Source organism: Streptomyces sp. NPDC014870, assembly GCF_043081505.1.
Lineage (GTDB): Bacteria > Actinomycetota > Actinomycetes > Streptomycetales > Streptomycetaceae > Streptomyces.
Genome location: NZ_JBIBWQ010000013.1, coordinates 327,226 through 349,160 on the forward strand (window position 1 = coordinate 327,226; position 21,935 = coordinate 349,160).

Genomic DNA, 21,935 nt, shown 5'->3' on the forward strand with positions numbered 1-21,935 from the left:
GCCATGACCACGAACGCCACGACCTCCACGACCCCCACGCACCCCACCACCGTCGCCGCCTACGCCGCCCCCGCCGCGCACGCGCCGCTGGAGCGCACCACGGTGCCCCGCCGCGCCGTCGGCGCGCACGACGTCCTCATCGAGATCAAGTACGCGGGCATCTGCCACTCCGACATCCACCAGGCCCGTGACGGCTGGGGCGAGGGCATCTTCCCGATGGTCCCCGGCCACGAGATCGCCGGCGTCGTCACCGAGGTCGGCTCCGAGGTCACCCGGCACAAGGTCGGCGACCGGGTCGGCGTCGGCTGCTTCGTCGACTCCTGCCGGGAGTGCGAGTACTGCCTCAAGGGCCTGGAGCAGTACTGCGTGCAGGGCATGACCGGCACGTACAACGCCCTCGGCAAGGACGGTGAGCCGACCTACGGCGGCTACTCCACCCACATCGTCGTCGACGAGCAGTACACCCTGCGCATTCCGGACGGCATCGCGCTCGACGAGGCCGCCCCGCTGCTCTGCGCCGGCATCACCCTCTACTCGCCGCTCGCGCACTGGCAGGCGGGACCCGGCAAGAAGGTCGCGATCGTCGGACTGGGCGGCCTCGGCCACATGGGCGTCAAGATCGCCCACGCGCTCGGCGCCGAGGTGACCGTGCTCAGCCAGTCCCTGAAGAAGCAGGAGGACGGCCTCAAGCTGGGCGCCGACCACTACTACGCCACCAGCGACCCGGCGACCTTCACCGAGCTGGCCGGCACCTTCGACCTGATCGTCTCCACGGTCTCCGCCGCGCTCGACTTCGGCGCCTACCTCGGGTTGCTCAAGACCGACGGCGCCCTGGTGAACGTCGGAGCCCCCGAGGAGCCGATCGCGCTCAACCTGTTCCAGCTGATGCTCGGCCGCAAGACGCTCGCCGGATCGGCGATCGGCGGCATCGCCGAGACCCAGGAGATGCTGGACTTCTGCGCCGAGCACGGCCTGGGCGCCGAGATCGAGCTGATCCGCGCCGACCAGATCAACGAGGCGTACGAGCGGGTGCTCGCGAGCGACGTGCGGTACCGCTTCGTGATCGACACGTCGACGATCTGAGGCCCACGCGTGGCCCGCGTCGCCGGGGCATGACCTGCGAGGTAATCGACCCCGCGGGCCGTGCCCCGGCACGCTTGCGTCATGACCGCATACGCCCTCGCGAACCTCAGCCCGCAGACCGCCCTCCACGAGGACGTGCTCCTGTACATGGAGCGCGTCAAGGCCACGCTCGACCCCTTCGGCGGCCGGTTCCTCGTCCACGGCGCCCCCGACCGGGAGGTCAGGGAGGGAACCTGGCCCCAGAGCCTCGTCCTCGTCTCCTTCCCGTCGATGGACCACGCCCGCCGCTGGTACGACTCCGCCGCCTACCAGGAGCTGATCCCGCTGCGCGCCCGGCACATCCCGGGTGACCTGATGCTGATCGACGGTGTCGGCGACGACGCGTACGACCCGGCGGGCATGGCCGCGCTCCTGCGGACCGCGCAGGGATCAGGCGGCGCGGCCTGACCGCAGTTCGAGCCGGGTGCCGCCGAAGCCCGCCCGGAACCGGTGGTCGTGCGAGACCGCGACCACCGCGCCCTCGAAGGCGGCCAGAGCCGCCTCCAGCTCCTCCACCAGGGAGAGCGCCACATGGTTCGTCGGCTCGTCCAGGACCAGCAGGTCGGCGGGCCGGGTCACCAGGCGGGCCAGCTCCAGGCGGCGCCGCTGGCCCACCGAGAGCCGCGCCACGGGCACGGTCAGGTCCTCCTCCCGGAAGAGCCCGAGCGCGAGCAGCTCCGCCGCGTGCTCCTCGGGAAGGCCGGGTCGGCCGGCCGCGTACGCCGTGAGCAGCGGTTTCGGTGACGGTACGGGGGCCGGCTCCTGGGCCAGGTAGCCGACCCGGGCGGAGTGGACGACCACCGTGCCGCTGTCGGGCCGCAGGTCCCCGGCGAGGATCCGGAGCAGGGTCGTCTTCCCGGCCCCGTTGGGCCCGGAGACCAGTAGCCGGTCGCCCGTTGAGACCCGCAGCCCGTCCAGGCGCAGCCGGTCGCCGACCGCGATGCCGGCCAGCTCGGCGAGGACCTGACGCTCCTGTTCGGCGGGTGTGGCCGTGGTGAACCCCGCCCGGAAGCGCAGGGGCTCGGGCGGGGGCGGCACCGGAGAGGTACGGAGCTGTTCGAGCCGGGTCCTGGCCGCCCGTACCTGCCCGGACAGCTTGTTCTCCGAGGAGCGCCGGTGCTTGCCGAAGCCCTGCCGGGGGTCCTTGCCGGTGCCCGCGAGCCGCTGCCCGGCCGCCGCCACCAGCTCTTCCGTACGGGCCAGCTCCTCTCGCCACTCCTCGTGCTCCTGGGCCCAGCGGCGGCGGGCCGCCGCCTTCGCCGCGCGGTAGCCGGACCAGCCGTCCCCGTACCGGCTCACCGAGCGCGTGTCCCGGTCGACCTCCAGGACGGTCGTCGCCATGCCCTCCAGGAACGCCCGGTCGTGGGTGACCGCCACCACCGTGCCCCGGTGGGTGCGCAGGCGCTCCTCCAGCCAGCCAGCGGCGGTCCGGTCGAGGTGGTTCGTCGGTTCGTCGAGCAGGAGCAGTTCGGCGCCCGAGGCGAGGACGCAGGCGAGGGCGAGCCGGGACTGCTCGCCGCCGGAGAGCGTGCCGACGGGGCGCTCGTACGGGACGTGGCCGAGGCCGAGGCCGTGCAGCGCGGCGGCGACCCGGGCGTCCGCCTCGTAGCCCCCGCGCTCCTCGAAGCGGGCGGCCAGCTCGCCGTACGCGGCGAGCTCCTCTGCGGTCGCCGAGCCGAGCGACTCCTCGGCGGCCCGCATCTCGCGTTCAAGGGCGCGGAGTTCGGCGAGCGCCGCGTCGACGGTGGCGCGCACGGTGTGGTCGGGCCCGACGCCGAAGGTCTCGGCGAGGGTCTGGGCGAGGTGGCCGACGCCACCGGGGAAGCGGACGGTCACTCGCCCGCTGTCGGGGGTCTCCGCCCCGGCGAGCAGCCGCAGCAGCGTGGACTTGCCGGAGCCGTTCTCCCCGATGACGGCGGCCCGTTCACCGGGGCGCACGGTGAACGCGATCTGTTCGAGGACGGAGCGGGTCCCGTAGGACAGGGAGACGTCATGGACGGTCAACTGGGCGCGGTCGCGCATGGGTTCTTTCCCTGGGTGTGGGGTTCGTTCGGGCCGGGTGAGGGGACACCGGGACCACCGCCGCCGCGCCCGAGGGGCGCCGGATCAGCGGGTCGGACCGTGTCCGCGGCCGGAATCAGAGAAAGAAGTAGTACGAACCCATGCGATCGAGTGTAACCAGCGGGGCCCGGCGTCGGCCTGTCCTTTTCGCCGCCACCGAGCCCGCCCGCCGGGTCAGCCCGCTACTCGGCCTTCGCGACGCCGATCGGGCAGGAGACGCCCGTACCGCCGATGCCGCAGTAGCCGGCCGGGTTCTTGTCCAGGTACTGCTGGTGGTAGCCCTCCGCCGGGTAGAAGGCGCGGCCCTCGGCCGGCAGGAGTTCCGTGGTGATCGTGCCGTAGCCGGAGCCCGTCAGGACCTTCTGGTACGCGGCGCGGGAGGCCTCGGCGGCCTCCGCCTGGGCGGGGGAGTGGGTGTAGAGCGCCGAGCGGTACTGGGTGCCGACGTCGTTGCCCTGGCGGAAGCCCTGGGTCGGGTCGTGGGACTCCCAGAAGAGCTTGAGCAGCCGCTCGTACGACACCTTCGCGGGGTCGAAGACGACCCGGACGACCTCGGTGTGGCCCGTGAGGCCCGAGCAGACCTCCTCGTAGACCGGGTTCTGCGTCAGGCCGCCCTGGTAGCCGACCAGGGTCGTCCAGACGCCCTCGGTCTGCCAGAACTTGCGCTCCGCGCCCCAGAAGCAGCCGAGCGCGAAGTCGGCGACCTCAAGGCCCTCGGGGTAGGGGCCGAGCAGCGCGTTGCCCAGGACCGTGTGGCGCTCGGGCACCGCGTACTCGGGCTCGGGGCGGCCCTTCAGCGCCTGCTCGGGCGTGGGAAGGACGGGGGTGCGTGACAGGAACATGCGGCATCTCCTCGACGGTGGGCAGTACGCACAACGCCCGGGGGCCGGGAGGGATTCCCCTCCCGGCCCCCGGGCCCGCATGGCGCTCAGTCCGTGCCGTGCACCTGGCGGACCGTGTAGTCCCGCACGTTCAGGTACCGGTCCTTCGGGTCGCCGGAGTACGTCCACGGCGCGTGGCCGATCCAGCCGTCGATCAGCCGGAACTGCTCCTCCGCCTCCTGGTAGCGGTCCTGCCAGTACAGGAACCACGCCAGCAGGTGCCGGACCCGTACCGTCCGCGGATCGTCGGGGGCCGCCGCGGCCACGTCGGCCAGGGCCGCGTCCACCGCCGCCACGATCTTCGGCTCCTTCAGCCAGACGTCCGGGTCGATGTCGTTCTCGTGCTGCTCCTGCTCGAAGTACGCGTACAGCGGGAGCATCGACAGCAGCTGGCCCGGCGCGCCCTTGGCGGCGGCGGCCAGGGCGAACGCCTCCGCCTGCTCGTGCGAGCCCCGCCACTTGGCGCACCAGTACTGCAGGGCGCCGGTGTACGGGCCCAGCGAGGTCGTGGTCCGCTTGGTGATCTCGGCCCACAGCTCCTCGTACCGCTCGTGCGAGTAGCCCAGGCCCATCGCCATCGGCTGCTCGATCATGTACGGGAGGGGGTCGGCGGGGTCGGCGAGGCGGGCCGCCTCGTGCGCGGCCTCCTGCGCCTTGGCCAGCAGCTGGTGGAAGACCCGGAACTGCTCCCGCGTGGTGTGGCTGGCCCGCTTGTCGCCGCGCACGTTCCACGCGACGAGCACCGAGGCGTCCGCGTGGACCTGCGCGGCGACCGGGTCACCGGGCCGGGCGGCCTGCCACTCGAGGAGCCAGGCGTCGTCCTCGGCGGCGAGCTCGGCGAGCGCCCTGATCCGCTCCCAGCGCTCGTCCCAGTTCTGCCCGGCGGCCTCGATCCAGGTGGCTCCGGCCGCCCAGTCGCCCGCACCGACGGCGGCCACGGCGGCGGTACGGTCCGCCGCGGGCGGCGCGGCCAGCTCGGTGTTCAGGGCGTCGCCCGGTACGAAGCCCCGCGCGACGACCGCCCGCGCGGCCTCGGCCTGGTCCACCTCGGTCTGCGCCTCCAGCTCGGCCACCTCGGCCTCGAGACGCTTGGCCTTGCGGATGTAGTAGACGCCGCGCAGCACGTACACGGCGACGAACAGCAGCAGTGCGCCGAGCACCGACAGGAAGATGATCACGAGGCAAGCACCAGCTTTCGCAGCGGTTCGGTGTCGGGCCGGTCGGCGACGGCCGCGTCGAGGGCCAGGGTGAGCTGGTCCTCGAAGCCGCCGTCGGGGTAGCGGAGGTAGGCGGAGTCGGACCAGGACAGCGCCCAGCGGGTGGTGCCGCGGGTCGTCAGCTCGACGGAGACCAACTGGCTGAGGACCCGGCGGACCACCGGGCGGGCGAACTCGCGGGCCGCCCGGCCGGTCGCCGCGGTCGCCTCCTCGGACTTCGGGAAGCGGTCGGCGAGCCGCCACAGCACGGCCGGGTCCGCCTCGACGGCGTCCAGCAGCGCGGGCAGCGCCTTCTCCGCGGAGCCGCCGGTCTCGGCGGCCACGGCCTGCCGGAGGGACTCGGCGCCCTCGTCGATCATGCGGGCCATGCTCCGGTGGACGAGCTCTTCCCAGTCCACCCGGGTCAGCGCCAGCGCCTCCGGGGTGAGCATGAGCGGTTCCAGCGCGGCGAACGCGCCGGTCGGGTCGGAGAGCAGCTCCAGGGAGGGGCGGTCGGCGTCCGGCCCCTGCCGGTCCGTGCCGTCCTCCGGCAGCGCCTCGATCCGGGCGACCCGGTCGGCGAGCGGCGGGTGGGAGTCGTACGGGTCCTGCTCGGTGGGCAGTTCCCGGCGCAGCTCGTCGAACTCGTCGGCGCGGGCCGGCAGCAGGTGCCGGAAGCCGCCGAAGACCTCGCCCTCGCGGGGCAGGAGACCGGAGCCGGTGCCGATGACGGCGTAGCAGCGCAGGTAGAAGTCGTAGGCGGGGCCGAGCGCGTTGAGCTCGCGCAGCGCGGAGGCGTAGGAGTCCCGGCCGGCGATCCGCGCGGCGGCGAGGTCCGCGGCCAGTTCCTGACGGCGGCCGATGGAGCGGGTGGCGCGGAGGTAGAACTTCGCGTAGGCGGTGTAGATCTTCGCCATCGCCTTGTACGTGACGCCGGCGCCGGTGGTGTCGATCTCCTTGGCCTTCTTGCCCTTGGTGACGCGCTTGGCGGAGGCCTTCTCCTGCTTGGCGCGCTCCTTGGACTCCTTGCTCGCCGCGCGCTCCTCGAAGTGCCCGATGGTGCGGGTCAGCTGGAGGTGGCCGCGGCGGATGAGCGGGGTGAGGCGGGTGTCGGCGTTGCTGTAGTGGCCGAGCTCGTGGCCGACCACGCCGCGCAGTTGGCGCTCGTCCAGGCCGGCCATGAGCGGCAGGCCGAGCAGCAGGACGCGCCTGCCGCCGCGCAGGCCGAGGAGCGTGGCCTCCTCGTAGACGGCGGCGTTGACCTCGTCGACGAGCACGATCTCGTCCGGGGCGCGGGTGCCGACCTGCTGGGCGAGTTCACGGACGGTCCGCCAGAGCCGGGGCTCCTGCGCCTCCGTGACGCGGATGCCGACGGGCGGCTCGGGGGCGGGCGTACGGAGCATGAACATGCCGCGCACGATCGGCACGGCGAGGACCACCGACACGACCAGGATCTTCGCGGCGAGGGCGCCGGCGGTGAACTCGAACGCGAGGTAGTCCAGCAGGCCGAGGACGCCGAGCAGGACGACGCCGAGCAGGTAGAACCCGGCGAGCAGGACGAGCGCGCGGAAGGCGCGCAGATATGGGCCCATCAGGTTGGGACCCCCCCCAGGGATATGACGGGTGGTGAGTCCGCACGGTGGTGCGGCGACGGATGAGTATGCAGGGTGGCCGAAAAGCGGTGGTCGGCGGGGGTCTCGGGTGCGCGAACGGCCCGCTTCCCCGGACCGGACCGGAGCGGTACCGGAGCGGGGAAGCGGGCCGTTCGAAAGGGCCCTTCGTAGGGGCGCGGCGTCGACGTCAGGGACGCGGCGTCAACGTCACGGAGGCGGCGTCACCCGTTCAGGAACACGGCGTCACCTGCTCAGGGACGGAGCGTCGCCGGGCTGCCGCCGTTCGCCTCGTAGCCGGCCACCGCCAGGTTCCGGTACACGGTGTACTCCGCCGCCGGGTCCCCGTTCAGCGTCCACGGCAGCGCGCCCACGTGACCGTCCACGTGCACCAGCTGGTTCATCGCCTCCGCCCAGCGCTCCGCACGCACCAGGAAGAGCACGAGCAGGTGCCTGACGTGCGCCAGCATCGGGTCGTCCGGGCGCGCCGAGTGGACCGCGTACAGCGCGCCCTCCATCGCCTTGCGCACCACCTCGGTACGGAAGAAGTCCTGGACGAGCACGACGTCGGGCAGGTGCTCGTAGACCGCGAACAGCGGCAGCGCGGCCAGCAGCGAGCCCTGCGGGGCGCGCGCGGCGGAGGCCGTCGCGAACCGGTCGGCGTCCTCGCGCGAGCCGTGCCACTTCTCGCACCAGTAGTGCAGCGCCGCCAGGTGCGCGCCCATGTGCTGCGGGGCCCGGTCGATGATCTTCGCCCAGACCTGGTCGAACTCCTCGTGGCTGTAGCCGAGCCCACGGGCGACGGCGAGCTGCGTGATGTACGGGACGGGGTCGCCGGGGGCGAGCAGCGCCGCCTCCTCGCTCGCCTTCTTCGCCTCTTCGAGGATGATGCGGAACTCGTCCGTGCCGGTCGAGGAGGAGCGCCAGGCCTGCTGCACCAGGAACTCCGCGTGCACCTCGGCGCCGCCCGGGTCCTTGGGGCTGTCCGTCCGCCAGGCACGCAGCCAGGCCCCGCCGACGCCGGGCTTCTGCTGGAGCTCCAGGGAGGCCGCGCCCGCGAAGGCCTGGACGCGCTGCCAGCGCAGCTCGCCCTCCTTCTCCGTACCGGCGAGCAGCTGCGAGGCCGCCCGCCACTCCTGGGTCGCCTGCACCACGTCGAGCACGTCGAGCAGGTCCCGGTCGGGCCCCGGCATCCGTACGTCCTGCTCCTCCTGGCGAAGGAAGCCGTACGCCTCCGGATCGGCGGCGTCCGGAGAGCCCGGCGCGACCTGACGGATGCCGACGCCGGACCTGCGGCGGCGCACGAACGAACTCACCACCACGACCAGCAGAGCGGCGAGCATCAGGAACCAGAGAATCTCCATGTGTCCATTGTCCAGGACACTCCCCGAGACGATGGGCGGCGGTCCCCGGCGCTCAGGACTACGCTCCTGACCCATGAGCGACGAGCACATCCACCAGAGCTTCGAGACCCGCGCGATCCACGCGGGCAACACCGCCGACCCGCTGACCGGCGCGGTCGTCCCGCCGATCTACCAGGTGTCCACGTACAAGCAGGACGGCGTGGGCGGGCTGCGCGGCGGTTACGAGTACAGCCGGAGCGCCAACCCCACGCGCACCGCGCTCGAGGAGAACCTCGCGGCCCTTGAGGGCGGCCGGCGCGGCCTGGCCTTCGCCTCCGGTCTCGCGGCCGAGGACTGCCTGCTGCGCACGCTGCTCGCGCCGGGCGACCACGTGGTGATCCCGAACGACGCCTACGGCGGCACCTTCCGGCTCTTCGCCAAGGTCGTCCAGCGCTGGGGCGTCGACTTCTCCGTCGCGGACACCTCGGACGTCGAGTCGGTGCGCGGCGCCGTCAACGACCGTACGAAGGTGATCTGGGTCGAGACGCCGTCGAACCCGCTGCTCGGCATCACGGACATCCCCGCGGTCGCGGCCGTGGCCCGGTCGGCCGGCGCGAAGCTGGTCGTCGACAACACCTTCGCCTCGCCCTACCTGCAGCAGCCGCTCTCGCTCGGCGCGGACGTGGTCGTGCACTCGCTGACCAAGTACATGGGCGGCCACTCGGACGTCGTGGGCGGCGCGCTCGTGACGGCCGACGAGACCCTCGGCGAGGAGCTGGCGTACCACCAGAACGCGATGGGCGCGGTCGCCGGGCCGTTCGACTCGTGGATCGTGCTGCGTGGCATCAAGACGCTCGCGGTCCGCATGGACCGGCACAGCGAGAACGCGGAGAAGATCGCGGAGATGCTGACCCAGCACCCGAAGGTCACCCAGGTCCTGTACCCGGGCCTCCCGGAGCACCCGGGCCACGAGATCGCGGCCAAGCAGATGAGGTCCTTCGGCGGGATGATCTCCTTCCGGGTCGCCGGGGGCGAGGAGGCGGCGGTCGAGGTCTGCAACCGCGCGAAGCTCTTCACCCTGGGCGAGTCCCTGGGCGGTGTCGAGTCGCTGATCGAGCACCCGGGCCGGATGACGCACGCCAGCGTGGCCGGCTCCGCCCTCGAAGTACCGGCGGACCTCGTCCGGCTCTCGGTGGGCATCGAGAACGTCGACGACCTGCTGGCGGACCTGCGCCAGGCGCTGGGCTAGGCCGTTCCGCGACCGGGTGCCCCGCTCGGGGCGCCCGGTCGGGCGGTTGCGGCGGGGCGCCCGGTCGGACGGCTCGGGGCGTGCGCCCTGTCAGGCGGCGACCTTCTCGGCACGCACGCTCAGGCGGCGACCTTCTCGTCGTCCAGCGATTCGCGGACCATCGCACGCAGCTCGGGGCTGTCGGTGTGTCCGTGCACCGAGATCGCGTGCTCGGTGGCGGCCCGGACGACTTCCTCTTCCTCACCGATGATGGTGAGCGTGCACCCCATCACGCTGGGTTCCTTGCGGCAGTCGGCGACTTTCCTGGTCATGACGGCCTCCTCGACTCGCCTGTTCCTTCCAGGCTAGGCCCGCCGTCACCACCCTTCGAGCGGTGGCGTCGTCTCGGCCGGACCCTGCCAGGGTTCGACGACCGACGCCCAGACCGCGAACACGAGGACGGCGGCGACGACCAGCGCCCACAGGGCCCGGCGGACCGCCCGGTCGCGGTGCAGCAGCCGGTTCCCGCGCTCGACGGCCCGGGCGGCCAGGTCGGCGGGGACCTGCGGGTGCCGGGCTTCCAGCATCCGCCGCACCTCGTCCTCCTTGTCCTCCCACCGGCTGCTCATGACGCCGGGTCCTCCCGCCTGCTCATGACGCCGGCCTCCCGCCGCTCCCCGGGCTCCCGGGCCCCGCGGATCCGCCGCGCCGCCGGTCGCGCAGCACGGCCACGGAGCGCGCGCAGACGGCCCGTACCCGGTCCTCGGGCAGGCCGAGCAGGGCCGCGGTCTGTTCCTCGGCCACGCCCTCGTAGAGCCGGAGCACCAGGACGAGGCGTTCCTGCGGGGTGAGCGTGGAGAGGACGCCGCCCCGGCCGCGGTGGTGGCGCCAGGCGGTGCGGGCGAAGCGGGCGGCGAGGTCTGCGCGGGTGCGGTCGTACGGGTCCTCGCCGCGCAGCCGGTCCCACTGGGCGTAGGTGTGGGCGAGGGAGGCGGTCAACAGCGCCTGGGCGTGCGGATTGCGGGCCCGGGTCTCGGCCGTGAGCAGTGTCGCGGCATGCAGCAGCCGCCCCGCCGCCCCCGCCACGAACGCCTCGAACTGCCGGGTGCGGATGTGGGGTTCGCCCGTCCGCGTGTCCTGCCGATCTCGCACGTCCTCATATGAGGACAGCGCGCGGCCCCGGTCAAGAGGTCGGTCGACAGGTGGGTCAGGAGGAAGCTCAGGAGGAGGTTCAGGAGGTGGTTCGGAGGTGGCTCGGCAGGCGGGTCGAGAGGTCGGTCAGGAGGTGGCGGCGGACTCCGTGCCGGTGGCGGGCGGCAGGCCCGACTGGCGGGCGGAGAGCGCCGTGTTGAAGCGGGTGAGCAGGGTGCAGAAGGATTCGCGCTCGGCGGCCGTCCAGCCCTCCGTCACCTGTGCCATCAGCTCGCGGCGCGAGGCGCGGACCTCCTCCAGGCGGGCCAGGCCGCGCGGGGAGAGCTGGAGCACGACCGCGCGTCCGTCCTCGGGGTGCGAGGTGCGCTTGACCAGGCCGGTGTCGACGAGCGGGGCGACCTGGCGGGTGACGGTGGACGAGTCGATGCCCATGCCGGCCGCGAGCGCCTTGACGCCCATCGGGCCTTCCTGGTCGAGCCGGTTCAGGAGCAGGTAGGCGGCACGGTCCATGGAGTTGCGGAGCTGCCCGGTGCCGCCCAGACGGGTCTGTTCGGCCCGGCGGGCGAAGACGGCCACCTGGTGCTGGAGGGCATCGAGGAGACCGGGGTCAAGCTCAGTCGTCATGTCCTGAGATGTGGGCATGGCTGTGGGGGCTCTCTCGTGCGGTGGTCGGTTGGTGGGGGACAGAGTACGCGGACCCACGGGGGTGCGTACCTGCGCTGCGCAAACCGGTCGGGACGACCTTTTCCCGGGCGGCCACGAGGCCCGTGAGCTGCGAGACTTGCTGTCATGAGCTTCCGTAGGTCAGACCCCTTGCACTCGCTGATCCTCGACGATGTCCGCGGGGCGCAGAAGATGTTGTCCGGGGTGGCCAGGATGACCGCGATGGAGGGCAGCCGGTACCTGTCGTCCCTGGTGGGGGCGCCGGTCCACCTCAAGTGCGAGAACCTCCAGCGCACCGGTTCGTTCAAGCTGCGCGGCGCGTACGTGCGGATCGCCGGGCTCCGGCCCGAGCAGCGGGCGGCCGGGGTGGTCGCCGCGTCGGCGGGGAACCACGCGCAGGGCGTCGCGCTCGCCTCCGCGCTCCTCGGGGTGCGCTCGACGGTCTTCATGCCGGTCGGCGCCCCGCTGCCGAAGGTGGCGGCGACCCGGGAGTACGGCGCCGAGGTGCGGCTGCACGGCCATGTCGTGGACGAGACGCTGGCGGCGGCGGAGGAGTACGCGGCGGAGACCGGCGCGGTCCTCATCCACCCCTTCGACCACCCGGACATCATCGCGGGGCAGGGCACGGTCGGTCTGGAGATCCTGGAGCAGTGCCCGGAGGTCCGCACGATCCTCGTCGGCGTCGGCGGGGGCGGGCTGGTCGCGGGGATCGGTCTCGCGGTGAAGTCCGTACGCCCCGATGTGAAGGTGATCGGCGTGCAGGCGGCGGGCGCGGCCGCGTATCCGCCGTCGCTGGCGGCGGGGCATCCGGTCGCGATCGAGTCGCCGGTGACGATGGCGGACGGCATCAAGGTGGGCCGGCCCGGGGACGTGCCGTTCGCGATCGTCCGGGAGTACGTGGACGGGATCCGCACGGTCTCCGAGGACGCACTCTCCTCGGCGCTGCTGCTCTGTCTGGAGCGGGCGAAGCTGGTCGTGGAGCCGGCCGGGGCGAGCACGGTGGCGGCGCTGCTGAGCGACCCGAAGGCGTTCCAGGGCCCGGTGGTCGCGGTCCTGTCGGGCGGGAACGTGGATCCGGTGCTGATGCAGCGGGTCCTGCGGCACGGGATGGCGGCCGGCGGCCGGTATCTGAGCCTGCGGTTGAGGGTGACGGACCGTCCGGGGGTGCTGGCGACGCTGCTCGCGGTGCTGACGGTGGTGGACGCGAACGTGCTCGACGTGAGCCACGTACGGACCGATCCGCGCCTCGGTCTGACGGAGGCGGAGGTGGAGCTGCACCTGGAGACGAAGGGCCCGGAGCACTGCCGGGAGGTGGAGGCGGCACTGCGGGACGCGGGGTACGAGGTGCTCGCATAGCGGCGGGCGGAATTCGTCCGGCCACGAGGTCTTGTGGTATCGCGATGTATCGCGTTAGCGTGTGCGGTGGGTCACACATCCACTGGGCGGCAACCGCCGTTCAAACCTAAACTTGGGTGGAAAACGCCCAAATCCCTGGGAGAACCCACATGCCAGGCGCGATCTACGCCGAGGGTCTGGTGAAGACCTTCGGCGACGTACGAGCTCTGGACGGCGTGGACCTCGACGTACCCGAGGGCACGGTCCTGGGCCTGCTCGGCCCGAACGGCGCGGGGAAGACGACCGCGGTGCGCGTGCTGACGACGCTACTGCAACCGGACAGCGGAAAGGCCCTCGTCGCCGGAATCGACGTCCTCAAGCACCCCAACGAAGTCCGGCGCTCGATCGGCCTGTCCGGCCAGTTCGCCGCCGTCGACGAGTACCTGACGGGGCGCGAGAACCTCCAGATGGTCGGGCAGCTCTACCAGCTGAACGCCAAGCGGGCGAAGGCCAGGGCGGCCGAACTGCTCGAACGCTTCAACCTCGCCGACGCGGCCGACCGCACCGCCAAGACGTACTCCGGCGGCATGCGCCGCCGCCTCGACCTCGCCGCCGCACTCGTGGTCTCGCCGCCCGTGATGTTCATGGACGAGCCGACGACCGGCCTCGACCCACGAAACCGGCAGGCGCTCTGGGAGGTCATCCAGGAGCTCGTCGCGGGCGGTACGACCCTGCTCCTGACCACGCAGTACCTGGAAGAGGCCGACCACCTGGCCCACGACATCTGCGTCATCGACCACGGCAAGGTCATCGCCCGCGGCACCTCGGACGAGCTCAAGGCCCAGACGGGCGGCGAGCGGGTCGAGGTCGTCGTCCACGAGCCGGAGATGATCTCCCCGGCCCGTGACGTCCTCGCGCGCTACGGCGTGGCCGGCATCGGCCACGGCGAGGTCTCCGTCGAGAACCACACGCGCAAGCTCACGGTCCCGGTCGCCGGCGGCGCCAAGCTGCTCGCCGAGGTCATCCGCGACCTGGACACCGTCGGCGTCGAGATCGACGACATCGGTCTGCGCCGACCCACCCTCGACGACGTCTTCATCTCGCTGACCGGCCACGCGGCCGAGCGGGAGGAAGAGGAGAACGGCGGAGCGCCGCAGGACGCCAAGGGCCGGGGCCACGGCCGGAAGGAGGCGGCGAAGTGACCGCAGTGACCGACGCCGTCGCGGCCCCGAAGCCGCGCGGCGGTATCGCCCAGTCCATCGGCGACTCGCTGGTCGTCGCCAAGCGCAACCTGATCCGGATGTCCCGCATCCCCGAGATGATCATCTTCGGGCTCATCCAGCCGATCATGTTCGTGGTGCTGTTCAGCTACGTCTTCGGCGGTTCCATGACCATCGGAGGCACGAACTCCCCGGCGGTCTACCGCGAGTTCCTGATGGCGGGCATCTTCGCCCAGACCGTCACCTTCGCCACGGCCGGCGCGGGCGCGGGCATCGCCGACGACATGCACAAGGGCCTCATCGACCGCTTCCGCTCCCTGCCGATGGCCCGCGGCGCGGTCCTCACCGGCCGCACCCTGGCCGACCTGGTGCAGACCGCCCTCACTGTCGTCGTCCTCGCCATCGTCGCCCTCCTTGTCGGCTGGCGCATCCACGAGGGCGTCCCGAAGGCGCTGGGCGCGTTCGCCCTGCTGCTCCTCCTCGGCTACGCCTTCTCCTGGATCGGCGCCCTGATCGGCCTCTCGGTCCGAACCCCGGAGGCGGCGACCTCGGGCGGCCTGATCTGGCTCTTCCCCGTCACGTTCATCTCGATCGCGTTCGTCGACTCCAGCCAGATGGCGTCCTGGCTGCAGCCCATCGCCGAATGGAACCCGTTCAGCGCGACCGTCCAGGCCTGCCGCGTCCTCTTCGGCAACCCCGGCGTCTCGACCTCGGACGCCTGGCCGATGCAGCACCCGGTGTGGGCCTCGATCCTCTGGTCGGTGCTGATCATCGTGGTGTTCCGGACGCTGTCGGTACGGAAGTACCGCTCGGCGACGGCCTGATGGCCTGAAGGTCTGAAGGTCTGAATCAGGGCGCGTAGCCCGACACGATCTGGCCGTCGAAGGTGGTGACGAAGAGCGCCCCTCCGGCGGCCAGAACGCTGTTGGCGCCCTGGCCGACGGAGCCGCCCTCCGTCGTCTCGAAACTGACGGAGTTGCCTCGGTCGTCCGACGCCCCAGGGGCGGACGGCGGCATCGACTTGACCTCCGTCCCACTTGTCGCCAGGAGCCGGTCACCGGCGAACGACAGCAACTCCGCGTTCCCGTTCTTGATGCCGCTCCAACGCTCCTTCCCGGTCGCCAGGTCGTACAGATGGAAGGTCACCCGGTCGTTGACCGCCACCACCCCCTGCGCATTCACCGCGAAGCCGCCCCAGCCCTGGATGCCGCGGGCGAAGGTCCGCACGTGCTTCAGCGTCGACCCGTCGAAGACGGCGATCCCGCCGCCGTCCCCGGCCTGGCAGAGCACGGACTCCTTGTGGACGACCAGGGAGTAGCACCCCTTCGCGCCCGCGGCCCGCGCGGTCTCCTCGCTGGTACGGGCGTCCAGCGCGACTGGCATCCCACCAGCGGGCACGTACACCCGCCCGCCCGCGGCGACCGGCCCCTCCGGGATCGACGTCAGCGGAGTGCGCCACAGCTCCTTGCCGCCCTCACCCAGCTTCACCGCCGTGACCAGGCCGGACGTCTCGTCCGCCAGATTCAGGTACGAGGTGTAGAGCACCCCGTCCAAGGCGTCGGTGCCCTTCACCGCCCAGTCGCCCTCGGGCACGGGAGTCCGGCGCAGCTCCTCGCCGTCCTTCAGGCCGTACTCGGTCATGCCGTCAGGCCCCGTGACGTACACCCGGTCCCCGAAGACCGCCGGATGCTGTGCCGGCGGGCGCGGCAGCTCGCCGCTGCCCGGCCGCGACCACAGCTTCGAGCCGTCGGCCGCCTTGAGCGCGACGACCGCGCCACCCTCACCGGAGCAGACCAGGACCTCGGGGGAGAGGGCACACGGCCCCACGGCGTGGTCCGCCTTCACCGACCACGGCGACCAGCCGGCCGGCCGGGCGGTGCGGTCCGCGCCGTCCTTGCCGTAGTCGTTGAGGTGGCCCTCGCCGCCGTAGGGCTGGATGACATGGTCGAGCGTGCGGGGCTTGTTCCCGCCCGTGGGCGTGGAGGTCGCGGTGGAGGTCGGTGCCGCAGTCGATCCGCCCGATCCGCCCGAAGCGCCCTCCTGGTCTTGGCCGTTGAGCAGCACCACACCCACCGTCGCCACTAAGGCCACCGCTACCGCACCCGCCGTGACAGCCGCCCACGGCCGACGCCGCCTCGCTCCGACCGGCGCCGTGTCGGGACGGGCCGTCATCGCCGTCGGGGAGTACGGCACCTGGGGGCCGATCGTCGGCAGGTCGGCCACGCCCGCACCGGACGCCGCCGCCTCGCCGATCCGCCGCGCCGAGTCCCCGTACTCTGCGAGCAGCGAAAGGACACCGCCCGGCCACGGGAACGCCGTCGGCACCTCCGCGCCGAGCAGCTCCACCAGCTCGGCCGCCGAAGGCCGCTCCGCCGGGTCGAGCCGCAGACAGCGCTCCACCACCGGCAGCAACTCCTCCGGTACGCCGGAGAGTTCGGCATCCGCCCGGCTGATCCGGAAGATGACCGACGCCATCTCCTCGTCGTGGAACGGACCGCGCCCGCTCGCTGCGAACGCGAGCACCGCGCCCAGACAGAACACGTCCGACGCGGGCACGACCGCCCGGCTCCCGACCAGATGCTCCGGCGACATGAACCCCGGCGAGCCCACCACGAGCCCCGTCGACGTGAGCGCCGTCGCCTCGAAGGCCTGCGCGATACCGAAGTCGATCAGCTTCGGCCCCGAGGCGCCCAGCAGGACGTTCGCCGGCTTCAGGTCCCGGTGCAGCACGGACGCCCCATGCACCGCGTCGAGCGCCCGTGCGAGCGCCGCACCCAGTGCCCGTACCGCCGCGACGGGCAGCGCCCCGGACCGTACGACGGCCTCGGCGAGCGAGGGCCCGGGCACGTACTCGGTCGCCAGCCAGGGCGAGGCGCAGTCCGCGTCGGCGTCGAGGAGCACGGCCGCGTACGGACTGCTCACCGCTCGCGCCGCCGTGATCTCCCGCCGGAACCGGGTCCGGAAGTCCCCGTCGACCTCCAGGTCCTCCCGTACGGTCTTCACGGCGACCATCCGGTACGGATCCGCCGTCGGCGCGTCCGCCCGGCACGCCAGATGGACCTCGCCCATGCCGCCCGCCCCGAGCCGGGCGAGCAGCCGGTAGGGACCGACGAGGCGCGGCGGCTGCCCGGCGGGCAGTGCTTCCAGCACCGAACACGTCCTTTCAGTACGTCACTTGGGAAGTGCGACGGAGGAGACCACGCCCTTGTCGAAGACGACGTGGGCGACCCCGCCGATGGGCAGGACCTGGGGCGGCCGGACCTGCTTGGAGATGGTGTGGCCCCAGTCGAGGTCGAAATCGTTCTCCGGGACGCGCGGACCGGGTGCCCCCGGCAGCGCCGTGGTCCGCAGCTCGCCCGGCGCGCCGTCCTTACCGAGACGCACGGTGTAGAGCGCGTCGAAGTCGGCGTAGACGACCTGGTCGCCGGCGATCAGCGGGGTGGACCAGGCCTGCTGCAGGCCCTCGGGGGCGGCCTTCGCCTCGTACGTCCCGAGCGTCTTGCCGTCCCGCAGGTCGTGCACCTTCAGACCGCCGTCGAAAACCACGACGGAGGTGGGGGTGACCACGTCCGGGCGGAGCTTCTCGGCGGGAGCGGCCAGGCTCCCCTTGGATTCGAGCGTGGCGGCGTCGAGGACGTGCAACCTGCCGTTCTGTCGAGTCGGGGCGTCGGCGCAGTACGCGCTCGCCCCCACGACCATCATCGACCAGCAGTTCTCGGCGTCATTGTCGACCTGGCCGCGCGTCTCGCCGGTCTTCGCGTCGTACGCGACGAGCCCGCCGTCGCTGAGCGCGTACACCAGTCCCCGCGCGAAGGCCACAGGCTGGAACGGCTTCTCCTCGACCCTGGAGAGGGCCGCGTTCGTGAGGGCCTTGGTCCACAGTTCCGAGCCGTCGGCGAGGGAGTACGCGGTCATGCCGGCGCCCTGCCCTCCGGTCGTGCGCGGCGAGGCGAAGACGACGCCGTCGCCGACGACCGGCCGGGTGGCGTCGTCCGTGCCGCCCAGGACGTCCTTCTCCCAGCGGACCTTCCCGGTCTGGGCGTCACGCACCTGGAGCTTGCGGGCTGCGGAGAGGACGACCGCGTCGCCGTGGACGGTCGGCCGGGTCGCGCTGTCGGCGATGAACAGTCCGCCGCTGGGACTGATCGTGCTCCGGCCGTCCTTCCCGCCACCGAGATCGGCGGACCACAGCGTCTTCCCGGTGGCCGTGTCCAAGGCCTCGTACCCGCCCGTGGTCATCCGGCAGACGAGCGCCGTCGTGCCAGCCGCGCAGCCCAGCGCGGGGCTGGAGAGCTTCGCCGTCCACGGCTTCCACCCCTTCGGCCGCTGCGCCGCGTTCTGCGGCACGATCCCGGAGGAGTCCGCCAGGCCCTTGAAGTCCACGCCGGGGATGACGGGCCCGGCGGGCGGAGCCGCCGTCGGCGGCGTCGGCTTCTTCTCGTTCTCGGGCCACAGCAGATACGTCCCGACCCCGCCGCCCACGAGCGCCAGCGCGACCACCGCCGCGATCAGCGCCCGCCGCCGCTTGCGGGGCGGCACGGGCAAGGGGGTCGCCGGCGCCACCGCCCCCATCGTCGGCAACTGGTCCATGCCCGGCACCGAAGCCGGAACGGCGGCCGGCGCCGCCGGTACCTCCACCAGCGGACCGCCCGACGCGACCAGCTGCGCGAGCTCCCGCCCGTACTCGCCGATGTGCTCCCGTACGCTCTCCGGCCACGCCGGCCGTCGCTCGCCGCCCAGCAGGGCCACGAGGTCGGCCGGGGTCGGCCGGTCCGCCGGGGCGGGGCGCAGGCAGGCGCCGATCACGTCCCGGAGCTCCTCCGGCACGCGGCTCAGGTCCGCCTCCGCCTGGGAGACGCGGTACAGGACGGCCGCCAGCGGGCCGTCGCCGAAGGGGTCCTCGCCGGTCGCCGCGTAGCAGAGCAGCGAGCCCAGGCAGAAGACGTCCGAGGCCCCCGTGACATGGCGCGCGCCCGCCACGTGCTCGGGCGACATGAAGGCGGGGGTGCCGACCATCATCCCGGTCGCGGTCATCGTCGTGGCGCCCGAGCTGCGGGCGATGCCGAAGTCGATCAGGCGCGGGCCGTCCACGGACAGCATGACGTTGCCGGGCTTGAGGTCGCGGTGCAGGACCCCGGCGGCGTGCAGGTCGACGAGCGCGCGGGCGATCCCGGCGCCCAGCTCCCGTACCGTCGCCACCGGCAGCGCGCCACCCCGCCGCACGGCCTGCGACAGGCTCGGGCCCGGGACGTACGCGGTGGCCAGCCAGGGCACCTCGGCGTCCGCGTCCCCGCCCTCCGGGGCGGCGGCGTACGCGCTGCTGACGAGCCCCGCGACCCGGATCTCGCGGCGGAAGCGGTCCCGGAAGGCGGGCTCGCTCGCGACGTCCCGCCGCACGGTCTTCACGGCGACGAACGTGCCGTCCTCGTCCCCGCGCCCCAGGAACACCTCGCCCATGCCGCCGGCTCCGAGCCGTGCCAGCAACTCGTACGGTCCGATCCGGCGTGGCGCGCCCTCGCGCAGCGGTCCCAGCACGTCTGTTCTCCCCCGTGTGACGCGACGTCAGCCCGCATCATTACATGTGCATGCAGAGCGAAGGGCCGGACCCCCGCGGGGTCCGGCCCTTGATCCAGAATGTGGGATCAGCCGTCGATACAGCCGTCGATACAGCCGTCGATACAGACGTCGATCAGCCGTGGCTCAGCCGGTGTACGGCTTGGCGCTGAGGATCTTCACCGCGGCCTTCTTGCCGTTCGGCAGCTCGTACTCGGCGTCCTCGCCGGCCTTCTTGCCGTTGACGCCCACGCCGAGCGGCGACTGCGGCGAGTACGTCTCGATGTCGCTGCTCGCGTACTCGCGGGAGGCCAGCAGGAAGGTCATCGTGTCGTCCTCGTCGCCGTCGAAGGCGATCGTGACGACCATGCCCGGCGCGACCACGCCCTCCTCGGAGGGAGACTCGCCGACCTGGGCGTGCTCCAGGAGCTGGGTCAGCTGGCGGACCCGGAGCTCCTGCTTGCCCTGCTCCTCCTTGGCCGCGTGGTACCCGCCGTTCTCGCGCAGGTCGCCCTCCTCGCGCGCCGCGGCGATCTTGGCGGCGATCTCGGTTCGCGCGGGACCAGACAGGTACTCCAGCTCGGCCTTGAGCTGGTTGTACGCCTCCTGGGTGAGCCAGGTGACGTTGTCGCTGGTCTGGGTCACAGGTGCTCCTCGTAGGTACTGGGAATACAAAGCATCGCCCTACCCGGAAGGATCGTCCTCCCTGGGTGGGCGAAACCACGAGCCTAACAATTAGTGGCGAAAAGGGGGAGGACAAAAACCATTAAGATGGCGTCACCCCTGGTCAGCGCGTAAACCGGGGTTCGGCGCGCCACCCGGTCCCTACCCACGGCTACCTCGCGCTACACCCGATGAGCTCGGCGCTGGTCGCCCGCGCGGTCGTACGGACGGTCACGAGGCTGTCGATCCGACTGCCCGCCTCGTCGACGCGGACGTCCTTCCTGCCGACCTCGGCCCCGTCCTCGGAGCGCGAGCGCAGCGTGCAGACGCCCTTGGCGTCGGCGTCCTTGCGCACCTCCAGGTGCACCTGCACCTCGGTGTCGCTCACCACGTCGAATTTGATCATTTCCGCGCTGATCTTGCTGTCGACCACGTAATACCAGCCGAACCAGCCCATCAGCCCGAGGAACAGCACGCCGAGCACGGCGCCGGCGATCCTGAGCTTGCGGTCGGCGCGCGCGTCCGCGGAACGCCCGTAGCGCCCCTCGGGCAGCTGCTCTCGCACCGCGCTCATGATCGTTCCTCTCGCCGCGGGGGTGGGAATTTTCCGCCCCCCGGTTCCGTCACTATAGAGACCCCCCTCCATGCCACATCACAGAGGATCGAGCCTTGACTGAGCAGCTGCGACTGATGGCCGTTCACGCCCACCCCGACGACGAGTCGAGCAAGGGCGCGGCGACGATGGCCAAGTACGTGTCCGAGGGGGTGGACGTGCTCGTGGTCACGTGCACGGGCGGCGAGCGCGGCTCCATCCTCAACCCCAAGCTCCAGGGTGACGCCTACATCGAGGCGAACATCCACGAGGTCCGCCGCAAGGAGATGGACGAGGCCCGCGAGATCCTCGGCGTCCAGCAGGAGTGGCTGGGCTTCGTCGACTCCGGCCTGCCGGAGGGCGACCCGCTGCCCCCGCTCCCCGAGGGCTGTTTCGCCCTGGAGGACGTCGACACGGCGGCCGGGGCCCTGGTCCGCAAGATCCGTTCCTTCCGTCCGCAGGTCGTCACGACCTACGACGAGAACGGCGGGTACCCGCACCCCGACCACATCATGACCCACAAGATCACGATGGTGGCCTTCGACGGCGCGGCCGACACCGAGAAGTACCCGGAGGCCGAGTTCGGCCCGGCGTACCAGCCGCAGAAGGTGTACTACAACCAGGGCTTCAACAAGCCGCGCACGATGGCCCTGCACCAGGCGCTGCTCGACCGGGGCATGGAGTCCCCGTACGGCGACTGGCTGAAGCGCTGGGACGAGTTCGAGCGCACGGAGCGGATCCTCACCACGCACGTGCCGTGCGCGGAGTTCTTCGAGATCCGCGACAAGGCCCTGATCGCGCACCGTACGCAGATCGACCCGGACGGTGGCTGGTTCCGGGTGCCGATGGAGATCCAGAAGGAGGTCTGGCCGACGGAGGAGTACGAGCTCAGCAAGTCGCTGGTGCCGACCTCCCTCCCCGAGGACGACCTCTTCGCGGGCATCCGCGACAATGCCTGACATGAGCGCACACCTGGCACTGACCCAGCTTGTCCCCTTCGCCGCCGAAGAGCTGGACAAGAACAAGGTGACCCCCGGCGTCCTCGGCTTCGTCGTCTTCGCCGTGATGGCCCTCGCCGTCTGGATGCTGATGAAGTCGATGAACCGCCACATGGGCAAGGTCTCCTTCGAGGAGGCCCCGGACCCGAAGGCGGCCCCCGCCACGGGCAAGGCCACCGCCCAGGAGTAGGCCCCCGGCCTTCCGGTGCGGGCTCCCCGAGCGGGAGCCCGCACCTCGGCGAACCCTCGCCGGGTCGCGTCCGGAGATCCGGCCTGGCCCGCGACGCCCTGCCGGGCGGACGGCCATACCTTCCGGAC

At 72.1% G+C, this 21,935-nt stretch carries 21 protein-coding genes; 8 read left to right on the top strand and 13 right to left on the bottom strand.

Annotation, left to right across the window (positions count from 1 at the left end):
- Window positions 1-3: 3 nt before the first annotated feature.
- Both ACF09C_RS33430 and ACF09C_RS33435 read left to right on the top strand, forming a co-directional pair.
- A complete protein-coding gene (locus ACF09C_RS33430) occupies window positions 4-1,083 on the top strand; it encodes an NAD(P)-dependent alcohol dehydrogenase (RefSeq protein WP_392096930.1) in 1,080 nt (359 codons plus the stop codon).
- A gap of 81 nt (window positions 1,084-1,164) precedes the next feature.
- Entirely contained in the window at window positions 1,165-1,530 is a 366-nt protein-coding gene (locus ACF09C_RS33435; RefSeq protein WP_392096931.1) for a DUF1330 domain-containing protein, read from the top strand.
- Here the strand turns inward: ACF09C_RS33435 and abc-f are convergent.
- From abc-f to ACF09C_RS33460, 5 genes are all read right to left on the bottom strand, one after another.
- Complete coding sequence (gene abc-f, locus ACF09C_RS33440; RefSeq protein ID WP_392096933.1) at window positions 1,513-3,144, bottom strand: ribosomal protection-like ABC-F family protein; 1,632 nt, start codon at window positions 3,142-3,144, stop codon at window positions 1,513-1,515. The genes ACF09C_RS33435 and abc-f overlap by 18 nt on opposite strands.
- A 221-nt stretch (window positions 3,145-3,365) precedes the next feature.
- Window positions 3,366-4,025, bottom strand: a complete 660-nt coding sequence (msrA, locus tag ACF09C_RS33445) for a peptide-methionine (S)-S-oxide reductase MsrA (protein WP_392096934.1) — start codon at window positions 4,023-4,025, stop codon at window positions 3,366-3,368.
- Window positions 4,026-4,111: 86 nt separating this feature from the next.
- Window positions 4,112-5,242, bottom strand: a complete 1,131-nt coding sequence (locus tag ACF09C_RS33450; protein WP_392096935.1) for a hypothetical protein — start codon at window positions 5,240-5,242, stop codon at window positions 4,112-4,114.
- Window positions 5,239-6,852, bottom strand: coding sequence for a M48 family metallopeptidase (locus tag ACF09C_RS33455; protein WP_392096937.1), 1,614 nt, complete (start codon window positions 6,850-6,852; stop codon window positions 5,239-5,241). Before ACF09C_RS33455 ends, ACF09C_RS33450 begins: the two co-directional genes overlap by 4 nt.
- Window positions 6,853-7,124: 272 nt before the next feature.
- Complete coding sequence (locus ACF09C_RS33460; RefSeq protein ID WP_392096938.1) at window positions 7,125-8,234, bottom strand: hypothetical protein; 1,110 nt, start codon at window positions 8,232-8,234, stop codon at window positions 7,125-7,127.
- A 73-nt stretch (window positions 8,235-8,307) separates the two neighbouring features.
- Here ACF09C_RS33460 and ACF09C_RS33465 point away from each other — a divergent pair, with 73 nt between their 5' ends.
- Window positions 8,308-9,462, top strand: a complete 1,155-nt coding sequence (locus ACF09C_RS33465; protein WP_392096939.1) for a cystathionine gamma-synthase — start codon at window positions 8,308-8,310, stop codon at window positions 9,460-9,462.
- 119 nt (window positions 9,463-9,581) lie between these two features.
- Here ACF09C_RS33465 and ACF09C_RS33470 read toward each other — a convergent pair whose 3' ends face one another.
- The 4 genes from ACF09C_RS33470 to ACF09C_RS33485 all read right to left on the bottom strand — a co-directional run bounded on the left by ACF09C_RS33470 (window position 9,582) and on the right by ACF09C_RS33485 (window position 11,235).
- Window positions 9,582-9,773, bottom strand: coding sequence for a DUF1059 domain-containing protein (locus ACF09C_RS33470; protein WP_362413815.1), 192 nt, complete (start codon window positions 9,771-9,773; stop codon window positions 9,582-9,584).
- Between the two features lie 45 nt (window positions 9,774-9,818).
- Window positions 9,819-10,070, bottom strand: a complete 252-nt coding sequence (locus tag ACF09C_RS33475; protein WP_392096941.1) for a hypothetical protein — start codon at window positions 10,068-10,070, stop codon at window positions 9,819-9,821.
- A 22-nt stretch (window positions 10,071-10,092) separates the two neighbouring features.
- Window positions 10,093-10,593 carry a sigma factor-like helix-turn-helix DNA-binding protein gene (locus ACF09C_RS33480; RefSeq protein ID WP_392096942.1) on the bottom strand — a complete coding sequence of 167 codons (501 nt, stop codon included), beginning with the start codon at window positions 10,591-10,593 and terminating at the stop codon, window positions 10,093-10,095.
- Window positions 10,594-10,719: 126 nt separating this feature from the next.
- Window positions 10,720-11,235 (bottom strand): MarR family transcriptional regulator, encoded by a 516-nt coding sequence (locus ACF09C_RS33485; protein ID WP_362413821.1) that lies wholly within the window; start codon window positions 11,233-11,235, stop codon window positions 10,720-10,722.
- 147 nt (window positions 11,236-11,382) lie between these two features.
- Here ACF09C_RS33485 and ilvA point away from each other — a divergent pair, with 147 nt between their 5' ends.
- From ilvA to ACF09C_RS33500, 3 genes are all read left to right on the top strand, one after another.
- Window positions 11,383-12,612, top strand: coding sequence for a threonine ammonia-lyase (gene ilvA / locus ACF09C_RS33490; protein ID WP_392096943.1), 1,230 nt, complete (start codon window positions 11,383-11,385; stop codon window positions 12,610-12,612).
- Window positions 12,613-12,761: 149 nt separating this feature from the next.
- Entirely contained in the window at window positions 12,762-13,793 is a 1,032-nt protein-coding gene (locus ACF09C_RS33495) for an ATP-binding cassette domain-containing protein (RefSeq protein ID WP_392096944.1), read from the top strand.
- Window positions 13,790-14,635 carry an ABC transporter permease gene (locus ACF09C_RS33500; RefSeq protein ID WP_392096945.1) on the top strand — a complete coding sequence of 282 codons (846 nt, stop codon included), beginning with the start codon at window positions 13,790-13,792 and terminating at the stop codon, window positions 14,633-14,635. Before ACF09C_RS33495 ends, ACF09C_RS33500 begins: the two co-directional genes overlap by 4 nt.
- Window positions 14,636-14,660: 25 nt before the next feature.
- Here the strand turns inward: ACF09C_RS33500 and ACF09C_RS33505 are convergent, their stop codons facing one another.
- The 4 genes from ACF09C_RS33505 to ACF09C_RS33520 all read right to left on the bottom strand — a co-directional run bounded on the left by ACF09C_RS33505 (window position 14,661) and on the right by ACF09C_RS33520 (window position 20,601).
- A complete protein-coding gene (locus ACF09C_RS33505) occupies window positions 14,661-16,961 on the bottom strand; it encodes a protein kinase (RefSeq protein ID WP_392096947.1) in 2,301 nt (766 codons plus the stop codon).
- Window positions 16,962-16,982: 21 nt separating this feature from the next.
- A complete protein-coding gene (locus ACF09C_RS33510) occupies window positions 16,983-19,346 on the bottom strand; it encodes a PQQ-binding-like beta-propeller repeat protein (protein WP_392096949.1) in 2,364 nt (787 codons plus the stop codon).
- A 165-nt stretch (window positions 19,347-19,511) separates the two neighbouring features.
- Window positions 19,512-20,009 carry a transcription elongation factor GreA gene (gene greA, locus ACF09C_RS33515; RefSeq protein ID WP_392096950.1) on the bottom strand — a complete coding sequence of 166 codons (498 nt, stop codon included), beginning with the start codon at window positions 20,007-20,009 and terminating at the stop codon, window positions 19,512-19,514.
- 190 nt (window positions 20,010-20,199) lie between these two features.
- Window positions 20,200-20,601: a DUF4307 domain-containing protein gene (locus tag ACF09C_RS33520; RefSeq protein WP_392096952.1), complete on the bottom strand. Its 402-nt coding sequence runs from the start codon at window positions 20,599-20,601 to the stop codon at window positions 20,200-20,202.
- Between the two features lie 95 nt (window positions 20,602-20,696).
- Between ACF09C_RS33520 and mca the strand changes: the two genes are divergently transcribed.
- A complete protein-coding gene (gene mca / locus ACF09C_RS33525; RefSeq protein ID WP_392096953.1) occupies window positions 20,697-21,578 on the top strand; it encodes a mycothiol conjugate amidase Mca in 882 nt (293 codons plus the stop codon).
- A complete protein-coding gene (locus ACF09C_RS33530; RefSeq protein ID WP_392096955.1) occupies window positions 21,571-21,807 on the top strand; it encodes a hypothetical protein in 237 nt (78 codons plus the stop codon). The genes mca and ACF09C_RS33530 overlap by 8 nt, the downstream gene beginning before the upstream one ends.
- Window positions 21,808-21,935 lie beyond the last annotated feature (128 nt).